Raw genomic sequence first — 13055 nt, 5'->3', positions numbered from 1 at the left:
TCCGGTTCTGCTTCACTGCTTCGACAATTCGGCTTCGAGTTCCGGCAGGATCTTGAACAGATCGCCGACCAGGCCGTAATCGGCGACCTGGAAGATCGGCGCCTCTTCGTCCTTGTTGATGGCGACGATCACCTTCGAATCCTTCATGCCGGCGAGATGCTGGATCGCGCCGGAAATGCCGACCGCGATGTAGAGCTGCGGCGCGACGATCTTGCCGGTCTGGCCGACCTGGTAATCGTTCGGCACGAAGCCGGCATCGACCGCGGCGCGGCTGGCGCCGACGGCGGCGCCGAGCTTGTCGGCGACGGCTTCGATCAGCTTGAAATTCTCGCCCGAGCCCATGCCGCGGCCGCCCGAGATCACGATCTTGGCCGAAGTCAGCTCCGGCCGGTCGGACTTCTGCAGCTCCTGGCCGATGAAGGTGGACAGGCCCGGGTCGGCCTCGGCCTCGGCCTTTTCGATCGCCGCCGAGCCGCCTTCGGCCGCCGCGGCCTGGAAGCCGGTCGCGCGCACGGTGATCACCTTGATCGGATCGGACGACTGCACGGTGGCCATGGCGTTGCCGGCGTAGATCGGCCGCACGAAGGTATCGGCCGACTTCACCTCGACGATGCCGGAAATCTGCATCACGTCGAGCAGCGCGGCGACGCGCGGCATCACGTTCTTGCCCGCGGTGGTCTCCGGCGCCAGGATCGCGGCATAGCCCTTGCCGAGCCTGGCGATGAGCGGCGCCAGGGCTTCGGCCAGGCCATGCGCGTAATGCGCGGCTTCCACCTGGATGACCTTGGCGACGCCGGCGACCTTCGCGGCGGCCTCGGCGGCGGGGGTGCAATTCTCGCCGGCGACCAGCACATGCACGTCGCCGCCGATCTTCGCGGCGGCGGCGACCGTGTTCAGCGTCGGGCTCTTGAGCGAGGCGTTGTCGTGTTCGGCGATGACGAGGACGCTCATGTCAGATCACTCCCGCTTCGGTCTTCAGCTTCTGCACCAGGGTGGCCACATCGGGCACCTTGATGCCGGCCGAGCGTTTCGGCGGCTCCTCGACGCTGAGCGTCTTCAGGCGCGGCGCGATATCGACGCCGAGATCCTCCGGCGTCTTTTCGTCGATCGGCTTCTTCTTCGCCTTCATGATGTTGGGCAGGCTGGCATAGCGCGGCTCGTTGAGGCGCAGGTCCGTGGTCACCACGGCGGGCAGCTTCAGTTCGACGGTCTCGAGGCCGCCATCGACCTCGCGCACCACCTTGGCCTTGCCGTCGGCGAGTGCGACCTTGTTGGCGAAGGTGCCCTGCGCCCAGTTCAGCAGCGCGGCCAGCATCTGCCCGGTCTGGTTGCTGTCATCGTCGATCGCCTGCTTGCCGACGATGATGAGCTGCGGCTGCTCGGCCTCGGCCACCTTGGCGAGAAGCTTGGCCACCGCCAGCGGCTGCACTTCGGCATCGGTCTTGACCAGGATGCCGCGGTCGGCGCCCATGGCCAGGGCGGTGCGGATGGTTTCCTGCGCCTGGGCCGGTCCGATCGAGACGGCGACGACTTCCGTGGCGGTGCCGGCCTCTTTCAGGCGCACGGCTTCTTCGACGGCGATTTCGTCGAAGGGATTCATCGACATCTTGACGTTGGCGAGATCGACGCCCGTCTTGTCCGGCTTGACCCGGATCTTGACGTTGTAGTCCACCACGCGCTTGACCGCGACCAGAACCTTCATGGACATTCAACCTTATTTGCTTAGCGAAACGGCTGCACAAACCCGGGCCAAGGCCCGGAAAGGGCAGGCTCCCCTGGTTCTTTTCGCGCTGCACACTATAACCCGGGACCAGGGCTGTCAACGAACCGCAATCATGCGTTTCCGCTCCGTCAGGCCGCTGTAAATGGCTGCTCCGACGCAGAGAATCCCTGCTTTGCTCAGTGCGGATCGACGCTTGATACGCTGCCCGGCCAGCGCTGGCGCCAGGCCTGGAACATCAGCACGGTCCAGAGGGCGTATTGCCAGTTGCGGCTGCCGCCCAGATGCTCCTGCCAGCGGCGGCGCACCAGTTTGGGATCGATCAGACCATCCTCGCGCAGGCGCTGTTCCGACAGCAGCGCTTCCGCCCAGTCGCGCAAAGGGCCGCGCAGCCAGTCGCCGAGCGGGATGCCGAAGCCGGTCTTGGGCCGTTCGACCAGCGCGCGCGGCACGTAGCGATAGAGCACGCTGCGCAGGATGCGCTTGCCCTGGCCGTCGCCGAGCAGCCGGTCGGGCGGCAAGGTCCAGGCGAATTCCACCACGCGATGATCGAGCAGCGGCACGCGCGCTTCCAGCGAGACGGCCATGCTGGCGCGGTCGACCTTGGCCAGGATGTCGTCCGGCAGATAGCCCGTCATGTCGCGATAGCGCAGCCGTGCGACGATTTCGGGCAAGTCGGCGGCGAGCGTCGGATCATGATCCGGAAGCGGTCCGGCGCCAGCCACCATCGCAGCGGCTTCGGGCCACAGCGCCGTGAGCCGGTCATACATCGCGTCGGGATCCGGCTGCGCCATGATCGCGGCGGCCTTGTGCAGCTTGTCGCCGACGAAGCGCGGCTTGTAGCGCGCCGGCAGAGGCGAGAGCAGCGCCTCCCACGCATCGGGCGAAAGCAGGGTCAGCGCCCCGCCCAGGCCGCCGCGCAGGCCGGGCGGCAGGAAGCCGGCGGCACGCCATAGCCGGTCGATGCCCTGATAGCGCACATAGCCGGCGAAGACCTCGTCGCCGCCATCGCCCGACAGCGAGACGGTGACCTTCTGCCGCGCCAGTTCGGAAACCAGATGCGTCGGAATCTGCGACGAATCGGCGAAGGGTTCGTCATACATGTCCGGCAGTTTCGGGATCACGCTGCGGGCATGCTCGGAGGCGACGATCAGTTCGGTATGGTCGGTGCCGAGATGCCGGGCGACGGCGCGGGCATGCTCGGCCTCGTTGAAGGCCTCCTCGTTGAAGCCGATCGAGAAGGTCTGCACCGGGCGCGGCGATTGCGCCTGCATCAGCGCGACGACGGTTGACGAATCGATGCCGCCGGACAGGAAGGCGCCAAGCGGCACATCGGCGACCATGCGGCGCCTGACCGCGTCGGCGATCAGGTCATGCAGGTGATCGGTCTGCTCGGCCGCGCTGCGCCGGTCGAGGTGGCGCAGGCCCTCGCGGGCGATCCGGCGCAGGTCCCAGTAGCAGGTGAGGTCCGTATCGCCGTTGGCATCGACGCGCAGGATATGGCCGGGCAACAGCTTGCGCACATTTTCGTAGATCGATTGCGGCGCCGGCACATAGCCGAAGCGCAGATATTGCGCCAGGGCATTGCGGTCGAGCCGCGGCGTCCAGCCGGGATAGGCAATCAGCGCCTTCAGCTCGGAGCCGTAAAGCAGCGTCTTGCCCGCTTCGGTATCCTGGATCGTCCAGTAGAGCGGCTTGATGCCGAGCCGGTCGCGCACCAGCCAGAGCACCCGCTCCCGGCGGTCCCACAGCGCGAAGGCGAACATGCCGATGAAGCGCGCAACCGCCTGCTCCACGCCCCAGGCGGCGCAGGCTTCCAGCAGCACTTCGGTATCGGAATGGCCGCGGAAATTGATGCCCGGCAGCTCGCGCGCGATCTGCGGCGCATTGTAGATCTCGCCGTTGTAGCAGATGACGAAGCGCTCATTGGCGCTGTGCATCGGCTGCGCGCCGGTCTCGCTCAGGTCGACGATGGCAAGCCGGCGATGGCCCAGGGCCAGGCCGGCGCCGGCATCCAGCCAATGCGTGCCGGCATCGGGGCCGCGATAGGCGATGGCATCGGTCATCGCGGTGACGCGCCGGCCGAGCAGATCAGCCGGCATGTCGCGCCAGGTCAGGATGCCGGCAATACCGCACATATACCGTTATCCCTTTTCCGCCGGGGCGGCCGAGCTCATCTCGCGATACAGCATCTCATAGCGCTCGACCGCGACCGGCAAGCTGAAATGCCGCTCGGCGCGATGGCGCGCGCGCCGCTGCATTTGCGCGCGATGTTCGGCGCTCCAGCCGAGGATTTCGCCCGCCGCCTTCGCCAGGGCGGCCGGATCGCGCGGGGGCACGATCGTGCCGCAATCCCCCAGAACCAGCGCCGCGTCGCCGACATCGGTCGCCAGGCAGGGCACGCCGCAGGCCAGCGCCTCGCCAAGCACGTTGGGGAAACCCTCGCTGGCCGAACTGAGCACGCAAAGGTCGAGGCCCGGCAGAAGCTGCTGCACGTCGCCACGCTCGCCGAGCAGATGCAGCCGCCCGGCCAGGCGCTGCGCCGCGGCGGCAAAGAGGGGCGTCGCGGGATCGCAGCCACGGCCGATCAGCAGAAAATGCGCCGCGGGCACCTGCGGCGCCAGTCGCTCCGCCATGGCCAGAAAGGTGGCGTGATCCTTCACCGGGTCGAAACGCGCGATCATGCCGATCAGTTTCGCCTCCGGCGGCAGGCCCAATGCCGCGCGAAACGCGCCGCCGGCCTGCGGTTGCGGACGGAAGGCATCGAGATCGAAGCCGTTCGGGATCAGCTCCCAGCGCGGCGGGCGATAGCCCAGGCCGGCATGGTGGCGGCGCCCCGCCTCGGAATTGGTGATGATCGCGGCCGGTCGCCGCGACAATGCCGCCACCGCCATCAGCGTCAGCCGCGTCGACAGCGCATAATTGCCAAGCTGCATGTCCGAGCAGCGGAGATTCCAGATCAGCCTGGCTTTCGTGTCGGCAAAAATCTGCACCAGCGTGCCGACCAGATCGGCATGATAGAGCCAGGTCTGCAGGATATCGGGCTGTTTTCTTTGCAGCAGCCGGTGCAAATCCCGCATCGCCCGCGGCAGGCTCGTCACGCCGCGCATGCGCAGCGCGTGGACCGGAATGCCGGCCTGCAGGAGATGTCTGCCGATCGGGCCCTGATCGGTCAGGCTGACGACGATGTTTTCGAATTGCGCGCGATCCATGCCAAGGATCAGCCTTTCCAGCATGCGCTCGGCACCGCCGACCTCCAGGTCGGTGATCAAATGCAGAATACGGATGGTCATGCGATGCTGAAGTCCCGGCCGGATATCGGCCCGATTTAAGTGAGCGGCGAGGCCAAGTCCAGCATTTCGCTGAATGCTCAGCCGGCTGTTGCGGCTCCTTCCTGCATGGCGAAGGCGCTGCCGCGCGGATCGAAAGCCGGTTTCTGGTCTGACCGGCCGCGCGCTGAAGGGGGGGCGATCCGGTGCAGGGCAAAGACACCGGGCCTGACGCCGGCCGCTCTTCATTGCAGGGGCACCTCCATCCCCAACCCCTGAATGTTCTCATATTAACTTTTGTTCCTATATTCCTATTATGTTCTCATCCATCAAGCCCAGAGAAGGATGAGAACCATGTCCGTCGCTCCCCAGGCCGCCGCCCGGCCCGTCCTTCCGGCCGCGCCGCGCCCGAAACCCGCCAAGATCGACTGGAAAGGCGCCGCGCGCATGCTGGCCGAAGGCATCAAGCCGCCAGCCATCGCTGCGGCTTTGCAGGGCTGGACGCCGCCCTTATTCGAGGAAGGCAAGCCGCCGCCCAGCCGCGCCAGCATCTACCGCACCATCATCGACCTGCCCGGCCCGGATAATCCGACGGATGATCCGGCTGGCTGACTAATCCGGCTGGCTGAAGGGGGCGCTTGCCCCGGCTTGATCTGGCGCAGGGCGGCCCGGCCCGGAATCGGCCAGAGTTTTCCATTGGCCAGAGTTTTCCGGGGCCGCCCTTGTAGAAGCACGCAGGCTTCCCACATTTTTGCCATGGGGCCCGCATTCGACCCGCCGCCTGCCGGGGGTCGCCGAACAGGGCTGCCGGAGAAGGAGTTCGAAACGATGGATTTCGAGAAATACACCGAACGCGCCCGCGGCTTTCTGCAGGCGGCGCAGACCATGGCGCTGGCGCGCGGCCATCAGCGCTTCGCCCCCGAACATCTGCTGAAGGTGCTGATCGACGATCCCGAAGGCATGGCGGCCGGCCTGATCAAGGCCGCGGGCGGCCAGCCGGAGATCGCCAAGCAGAAGACCGAAGAGGCGCTGAACAAGATCCCCAAGGTGGAAGGCGCCGGCGCCGGGCAGCTTTACCTGGCGCCCGAAATGGCGCGTCTGTTCGAGACCGCCGACAAGCTGCGGGAGAAATCCGGCGACAGTTTCGTCGCCGCCGAGCGGCTGCTGCAGGCCCTGGCGCTGAGCGCGGGCACGCCGGCCGCCGATGCGCTCAAGGCCGCCAATGTCACGCCGCAGAACCTGGAAAAAGCCATCCAGGACATGCGCAAGGGCAGGAAGGCGGACAGCGCCTCGGCCGAACAGGGCTACGACGCGCTGAAAAAATACGCCCGCGATCTGACCGAAGCGGCCGAAAGCGGCAAGCTCGATCCGGTGATCGGCCGCGACGAGGAAATCCGCCGCACCATCCAGGTGCTGTCGCGGCGCACCAAGAACAATCCCGTGCTGATCGGCGAACCCGGCGTCGGCAAGACCGCCATCGTCGAAGGCCTCGCCCTGCGCATCGCCAAGGGCGACGTGCCGGAAAGCCTCAAGGACAAGCGCCTGATGGCGCTCGATCTCGGCGCCATGATCGCCGGCGCGAAATACCGCGGCGAATTCGAGGAGCGCCTGAAGGCCGTGCTGGCGGAGATCACCGCCGCCGAGGGGCAGATCGTTTTGTTCATCGACGAGCTGCATACGCTGGTCGGCGCCGGCAAGGCGGAAGGCGCGATGGACGCCTCGAACCTGCTCAAGCCGGCGCTGGCGCGCGGCGAGCTGCATTGCGTCGGCGCCACCACGCTCGACGAATACCGCAAGCATATCGAGAAGGACGCGGCGCTGGCGCGGCGCTTCCAGGCCGTCTTCGTCGGCGAGCCGACGGTGGAGGACACCATCTCCATCCTGCGCGGCCTGAAGGAAAAGTACGAGATGCATCACGGCGTGCGCATCACCGACAGCGCCATCGTCGCCGCCGCCACGCTCTCGAACCGCTACATCACCGACCGCTTCCTGCCCGACAAGGCGATCGACCTGGTCGACGAGGCGGCCTCGCGCCTGCGCATGGAGGTCGACAGCAAGCCCGAGGCGGTGGACGAACTCGACCGCCGCATCATCCAGCTTAAAATAGAGCGCGAGGCGCTGAAGAAGGAAACCGACGAGGCGTCCAAGGACCGGCTCGCCAAGCTGGAGAAGGAGCTGGCCGATCTGGAAGAGCAGGCCCATGCGCTGACCGCCGCCTGGCAGGCCGAGAAGGCCAAGCTGGGCGATGCGCAGAAGCTGAAGGAGCAGCTCGATCAGGCGCGGCTCGATCTCGAACAGGCGCAGCGCAAGGCCGACTGGAACCGCGCCTCGGAACTCTCCTATGGCGTGATCCCGCAGCTGGAGCGCCAGCTGCAGGAGGCCGAGAAAGGCGGCGGCAAGGACGGCGCCAAGCCGAGCATGCTGCGCGAAGCGGTGACCGACAACGACATCGCCGGCGTGGTGTCGCGCTGGACCGGCATCCCCATCGAGAAGATGCTGGCCGGCGAGCGCGACAAGTTGCTGAAGATGGAAGACCGCCTGCGCACCCGCGTGGTCGGCCAGGACGATGCCCTGGTGGCGGTCGCCAACGCGGTGCGCCGCGCCCGCGCCGGCCTGCAGGATCCGAACCGGCCGATCGGCAGCTTCCTCTTCCTCGGCCCCACCGGCGTCGGCAAGACCGAGCTGACCAAGGCGCTGGCCGAATTCCTGTTCGACGACGATGCCGCCATGGTGCGCATCGACATGTCGGAATACATGGAGAAGCATGCCGTCAGCCGGCTGATCGGCGCGCCGCCGGGCTATGTCGGCTACGAGGAGGGCGGCGCGCTCACCGAAGCGGTCCGCCGCCGGCCCTATCAGGTGATCCTGTTCGACGAGGTCGAAAAGGCGCATCCGGACGTCTTCAACGTGCTCCTGCAGGTGCTCGACGACGGCCGGCTGACCGACGGCCAGGGCCGCACGGTGGATTTCCGCAACACGGTGATCATCCTCACCTCCAATCTGGGCAGCGAATATCTCGCCGCGCAGAAGGGCGAGGAGATCGACGAGGCGACGCGGCATCAGGTGATGGAGGTCGTGCGCGCCAATTTCCGGCCGGAATTCCTGAACCGCCTCGACGAAGTGATCATGTTCCGCCGCCTGAGCCGCGAGAACATGACCGGCATCGTCGATATCCAGCTCGGCCGGCTGCGCAAGCTGCTGGCCGACCGCAAGATCGAACTGGCGCTCGACGACGCGGCCAAGCGCTGGCTCGCCGATGCTGGCTTCGATCCGGTCTACGGCGCCAGGCCGCTGAAGCGCGTGATCCAGCGCTCGCTGCAGAACCCGCTCGCCAGCCTGATCCTGGAGGGCGAGATCCAGGACGGCAGCACGGTCGCCGTCTCCGCCGGGCCGAAGGGCCTGATCATCCAGGGCCACGAAGTCGACATGGCGGCGGAGTAACAGGAAGCGGGGCAGCGAAGCTGCCCCGTTGCGGGTTTTTGCAGTAAGTGGAAACAAACAGTGTCATGGCCGGGCTTGTCCCGGCCATCCCCGTCTTTCCAGCGTACGCGTAAGCACAGGCCGTCATCTTCGGGCTTGTCCCGAGAATCCAATCTCAACCCTTTGCGCATCGGAACGCGCAGATGGATCCTCGGAATAAATCCGAGGGTGACGAATTTAACAGACCGGCGCGTTTATGAAGCGGCGAGCGCCTCCCGGAAGGCCGCATCGAGGTCGTCGATCAGGTCGTCGGGATGCTCCAGTCCGATCGAGACGCGGATCAGGCCTTCGGTGACGCCGAGCGCATCCAGCACCTCCTTGCCCACGGAAGAATGCGTGGTCGAGGCCGGATGGCAGATCAGCGATTCCGTGCCGCCGAGGCTGACCGCCGACTTGAACAGGCGCAGCGCGTTGATCAGCTTGAAGGCCTGCTCGCGGCCGGCGCCTTTCAGGGTGAAGGCGAAGGTCGAGCCCGGCCCGGTGCATTGGCGCCTGTAGACTTCGGCATAGCGCGCATCGGCGATGAAGTCCGGGTGATGCACGATGACCGGCGCATGCGGATTCTCCGCCAGCCAGCGGGCGACCTTGCGGCCTGACTCGGCGGCGCGGCTCATGCGCAGCACCAGGGTTTCCAGCGAGCGGGCGATCATCCAGCTCGAATGCGGATCGAGCTGCGAGCCGAAGGCCGAGCGGATGGTGCGGATGCGGCTCAGCACGGAACTCGCGCCGGCGACGCTGCCCGCCACCAGGTCGCTATGGCCGCCGACATATTTGGTCAGCGAATAGACGGTAAGATCGACGCCGTGCCGCAAAGGCTTCTGGAAAATGGGCCCCAGCAGCGTGTTGTCGCAGACGATCAGCGGCCGCGCGCCGCTTTGTTGCTCGATGGCGTCGGCGGCGGCCATTACGGCGGCGAAATCGACCATCGCGTCGGTCGGGTTGGCCGGCGTCTCGATGAAGATCAGCCTGACCCGGCCGGCGGCCCTCGCCGCCGCCGCCTGGATCGCCCGGGCATCGAGGCCGTCGTGGAATTCCGCCGAGGGGATGCCGAATTCGGGCAGGATCTTGCGCAGCATGGTCTCGGTGCCGCCATAGAGCGGCGAGGAATGCACCACCGCATCGCCCGGCCGCAGCAGGGCGAGGAAGACGGCGCCGATCGCCGCCATGCCGGACGAGAAGACCGCCGCCGCCTCGGCGCCTTCGAGCAGCGCGAGGCGGTCCTCGACGATCTCGAGGTTGGGATGGTTGAAGCGGCTGTAGATCAGCCCGGCGCGCTCGCCCGGCGGCAGGGGCTTGCGGCCCGCCAGGGTGTCGAAGAAGGCGGCGCCGTCCTCGGCCGAGCGGAAGGCGAAGGTGGAGGTGAGGAAGACCGGCGGCTTGACCGCGCCTTCCGACAGGAAGGGGTCGTAGCCGTAGGACATCATCTGCGTCTCGGGATGCAGTTCGCGATGGCCCGAGCGCGTGGTCTTGTGGGTCTGTTTGCGCATGCCGCCCTCCTGTCGTTCGGCTCCGGAAGGGCATATAGGGCGAATCAGTCGCCGGGCAGCATTTTCACATGGCCCGGCTGAGCGGCGACGCGCGCCAGCCAGGCGCGCAGGGCCGGGTAGGGCGCCAGGTCGAGATCGGCCTCGTCGGCGCGGTGCGTATAGGCGTAGAGCGCGATATCGGCGATCGAATAGCGCCCGCCGACGAAGAAATCATGCATCCGCAGATGCGCCTCCATCACGCCCAAAGCCTCGCGGCCGCGCCTGAGCCGCTCCGGCATCTCGGCCATGCGCGGATGCGTGCGGCCCAGATGGCGCAGGATGTAGCGCGGGGTGGCGACATAGGGCTCGTGGCTGTATTGCTCGAAGAACAGCCATTGCAGCGCCTGCGCCCTCACGAGCCGTTCGGCCGGCCAATAGGGCGTGCCATCGGCGAGATAGCAGAGAATCGCGTTGGACTCGGCCAGGCAGGTGCCGTCGTCCAGCTGCAGCGTCGGCACGCGGCCATTCGGATTTTTGGCCAGGAAATCGGCCGTGCGGGTTTCCCCCTTGTCGATGTCGAGCTCGATGCGCTCGTAGGGAATCCCGAGCTGCGCCAGCAGCAGGCGGCATTTATAGCCGTTGCCGGAATCGAGATAGTCGTAGAGCGTGAGCATGAAAAAACTCCGGGGCAGGTTTTTCCGCCCCGGAGTTTCCTAAAAGCCGCGCGCGGCGGCAAACCGAATATTGTCCCGATTGATCCTGTCGCCCGCCGGCCCGGCGGCCGGTCAGTCGCCGGTATTGAGCAAGGCCAGTTGCGGCGTCGAGCGCATCTCGGCATCGACCTTGGCGATCTCGGCGCGGAAGCGGGCGAATTCCTTGCCCTCCAGCTTGCGCCCGGACGGAAAGCGCACGCCGCTCGGATTGACCTGCTTGCCGTTGACCATCACCTCGTAATGCAGATGCGGGCCCGTCGCGCGGCCGGTCGCGCCGACATAGCCGACGATCTGGCCCTGGCGCACATGCTGGCCGGCATGCACGGCGATGCGGCTCATATGCGCATAGGCGGTGCTGTAGCCGTTGACGTGTTTCAGCCGCACGTAGTTGCCATAGCCGCGGACCCAGCCGGCGATATCGACGGTGCCGTCGCCGGCGGCCTGGATCGGGGTGCCGGCCGCGGCGCCGAAATCGACGCCCTTGTGCATCAGGCTGTAGCCGAGGATCGGATGGTGGCGCATGCCGAAGCGCGAGGTCAGCCTGGCGCCGTCGATCGGCGTGCGCAGCAGCGCCTTGCGCACGCTCTGGCCCGCCGGGGTGAAATAGTCGCCCTCGCCGCTGTCGCTCGGGCGGTAGTAGTAATAGCGCAGCTCGCGGCCCGACACCGTCATCGCCGCGGCGGTGATGCGGCCGGTCTTCACCGTCTTGCCGGCATCGTCGTAATAGCGTTCGAAGAAGACCTCGAAGCGATCGCCGGGCCGCACTTCGCGCTGGAAGTCGATGTCGTAGGAGAAGATCCTGATGAAGTCGCCGAGCAGGCTGTTGCTCAGGCCCGCTTCGATGCCGGCATTATAGAGGCTGTCCTCGATCTCGCCGGTCACGCGGGCATGATCGACATTGAATTCGCGGATCGTCTCGTTCGCCTTGAAGCCGCCATCGCCGCGCACGACGCTGACTTCGCGCTCGATGCTGGGGCTGAGCGCGAGTTCGAACAGGCGATAGCTGTCGGCGTCGTTGCGCTCGAAGGTGAGCGTGATCTCCTGCCCGGCCTTCAGCTTGCGCGGATTGAACTTGTCGGCCAGGGCGACGATCGCCTCATGGCTTTCGGCGGGATCGGCGCCGGCATCGGTCAGCAGCTGCATCAGGGTGTCGCCCGGCGCGACCGCCACTTTCTTCAGCACGCGCGCCGGCAGCAGATCGCTCGGATCCAGCGCCTGCGGCCACCACAGATCCGGCTGGGTGACGAAGGCTTCCAGCGTCGGCGCAACGCGGAAGGCTTCCGCCACGGCCGGCTGAACATTCTTCATCGTATCGGTTTGAGTCTGCAGGTGCTGCAGCAGCATGCCGCCCGCGATGAGGCCGGCCGCGGCGACCGCGACCGGTAGAATCTTTTGCGTCCGCACGGCCCTGGCCAGACCGAAGCGGTTGGAATCCCAACGCTTAATCAAAACGAATCCCCCGCTTTTCCGAAGGTGCCCCCGACTGAGCGCCCTGACTATCGCCAGCCGGGACTCGGGGGTCAAGAAATTATCGCCGCCATCGGGGTGGAAATTCGTTTACGCCGCGCCCCCGTAAGCCGCCGTTCCGGCTCGATATTTCCGGAAAACCTTTACGCTTTCGCCGCCGCCGCGGCGTGGTATGGGGCGAGGCGCGGCAAAGGCGTCGGCCGGCATTCCCCTCCGCCCGGCCCGGCGCAAGGCGCAAAAGCCCCTCCAGTGCGGCCCGCGCGATGATTTCCGCGGGCCGGCCGAGGGCGATTCCAGCGCGGCCGCAGAAGCGGTTTGGCAAGGCGGGCCCGGCAGCGGGGCGGGGCGGGGGCGGTATACGGAAGAATTGCTGCGCGGCGACCATGGGGCGGCGCAAGTAAGTTACCAAATCTTGTGGATAAATCGGCACTTATCCCCATTAGGGAGGGCGCCAAAAAATTTTCAAAAAAGCCGTTGACGGGGATGGGTGATCTGAATATAAACCGCCCCACGACGCGGTCGGGCGGTGTCCCAAGAGTAGCGTACGGGACACAGGAACGGCAGCGTCTTTTCTGTCTCTAAAGGGTAGCGACCCTGTGGATGACGGGGATGCCAGGGGAACCTGGTTTGTTGTTGGACATCGTGAATCGGATGGAAGAGATGCGTGGGCGGCGGTGCCGATCACACTGATCTTAGGATCAGGGATCAACACTCGCTTGCTCAAGCGTCAATGCATCACCGATGAAAATCGGTGAACGCTATGCGGGTCTCATCAGCCCGCCGGCCGCAAGGCCGGTTCAGATGGGACCAAGTTAGAGTAAGCGGGATTTCTCAAGTCAACTTGAGAGTTTGATCCTGGCTCAGAACGAACGCTGGCGGCAGGCTTAACACATGCAAGTCGAACGCCCCGCAAGGGGAGTGGCGCACGGGTGAGTAACGC

The 13055-nt window shown here is 66.3% G+C and carries 9 protein-coding genes and 1 rRNA gene; 3 read left to right on the top strand and 7 right to left on the bottom strand.

Annotation, left to right across the window (positions count from 1 at the left end; all coding sequences use genetic code 11):
* Window positions 1–12: 12 nt before the first annotated feature.
* The 4 genes from VF194_RS10470 to VF194_RS10455 form a co-directional block, all read right to left on the bottom strand.
* Window positions 13–951, bottom strand: coding sequence for an electron transfer flavoprotein subunit alpha/FixB family protein (locus VF194_RS10470; RefSeq protein WP_330890716.1), 939 nt, complete (start codon window positions 949–951; stop codon window positions 13–15).
* Window position 952: 1 nt separating this feature from the next.
* A complete protein-coding gene (locus VF194_RS10465) occupies window positions 953–1702 on the bottom strand; it encodes an electron transfer flavoprotein subunit beta/FixA family protein (protein ID WP_330890915.1) in 750 nt (249 codons plus the stop codon).
* Between the two features lie 197 nt (window positions 1703–1899).
* Window positions 1900–3858 carry an asparagine synthase (glutamine-hydrolyzing) gene (asnB, locus tag VF194_RS10460; protein WP_330890715.1) on the bottom strand — a complete coding sequence of 653 codons (1959 nt, stop codon included), beginning with the start codon at window positions 3856–3858 and terminating at the stop codon, window positions 1900–1902.
* 6 nt (window positions 3859–3864) lie between these two features.
* Complete coding sequence (locus tag VF194_RS10455; RefSeq protein ID WP_330890713.1) at window positions 3865–5013, bottom strand: glycosyltransferase; 1149 nt, start codon at window positions 5011–5013, stop codon at window positions 3865–3867.
* A 330-nt stretch (window positions 5014–5343) separates the two neighbouring features.
* Between VF194_RS10455 and VF194_RS10450 the strand changes: the two genes are divergently transcribed.
* Window positions 5344–5601, top strand: coding sequence for a hypothetical protein (locus VF194_RS10450; RefSeq protein WP_330890711.1), 258 nt, complete (start codon window positions 5344–5346; stop codon window positions 5599–5601).
* Window positions 5602–5817: 216 nt separating this feature from the next.
* Window positions 5818–8430 (top strand): ATP-dependent chaperone ClpB, encoded by a 2613-nt coding sequence (clpB, locus tag VF194_RS10445; RefSeq protein WP_330890709.1) that lies wholly within the window; start codon window positions 5818–5820, stop codon window positions 8428–8430.
* Between the two features lie 233 nt (window positions 8431–8663).
* On the opposite strand, the gene VF194_RS10440 is transcribed toward clpB, so the two are convergent.
* The 3 genes from VF194_RS10440 to VF194_RS10430 all read right to left on the bottom strand — a co-directional run bounded on the left by VF194_RS10440 (window position 8664) and on the right by VF194_RS10430 (window position 12097).
* Entirely contained in the window at window positions 8664–9956 is a 1293-nt protein-coding gene (locus VF194_RS10440) for a cystathionine gamma-synthase family protein (protein ID WP_330890707.1), read from the bottom strand.
* Between the two features lie 44 nt (window positions 9957–10000).
* A complete protein-coding gene (locus VF194_RS10435) occupies window positions 10001–10609 on the bottom strand; it encodes a glutathione S-transferase family protein (RefSeq protein WP_330890706.1) in 609 nt (202 codons plus the stop codon).
* Window positions 10610–10720: 111 nt separating this feature from the next.
* Window positions 10721–12097: a M23 family metallopeptidase gene (locus tag VF194_RS10430; RefSeq protein WP_330890705.1), complete on the bottom strand. Its 1377-nt coding sequence runs from the start codon at window positions 12095–12097 to the stop codon at window positions 10721–10723.
* 855 nt (window positions 12098–12952) lie between these two features.
* Between VF194_RS10430 and VF194_RS10425 the strand changes: the two genes are divergently transcribed.
* Window positions 12953–13055, top strand: a 16S ribosomal RNA gene (locus tag VF194_RS10425); the annotation flags it as partial.

The organism is Ferrovibrio sp., from assembly GCF_036381655.1.
GTDB lineage: Bacteria > Pseudomonadota > Alphaproteobacteria > Ferrovibrionales > Ferrovibrionaceae > Ferrovibrio.
The sequence above is the reverse complement of the archived record's forward strand: the minus strand, read 5'-3'. Positions and strand labels throughout refer to the sequence as shown.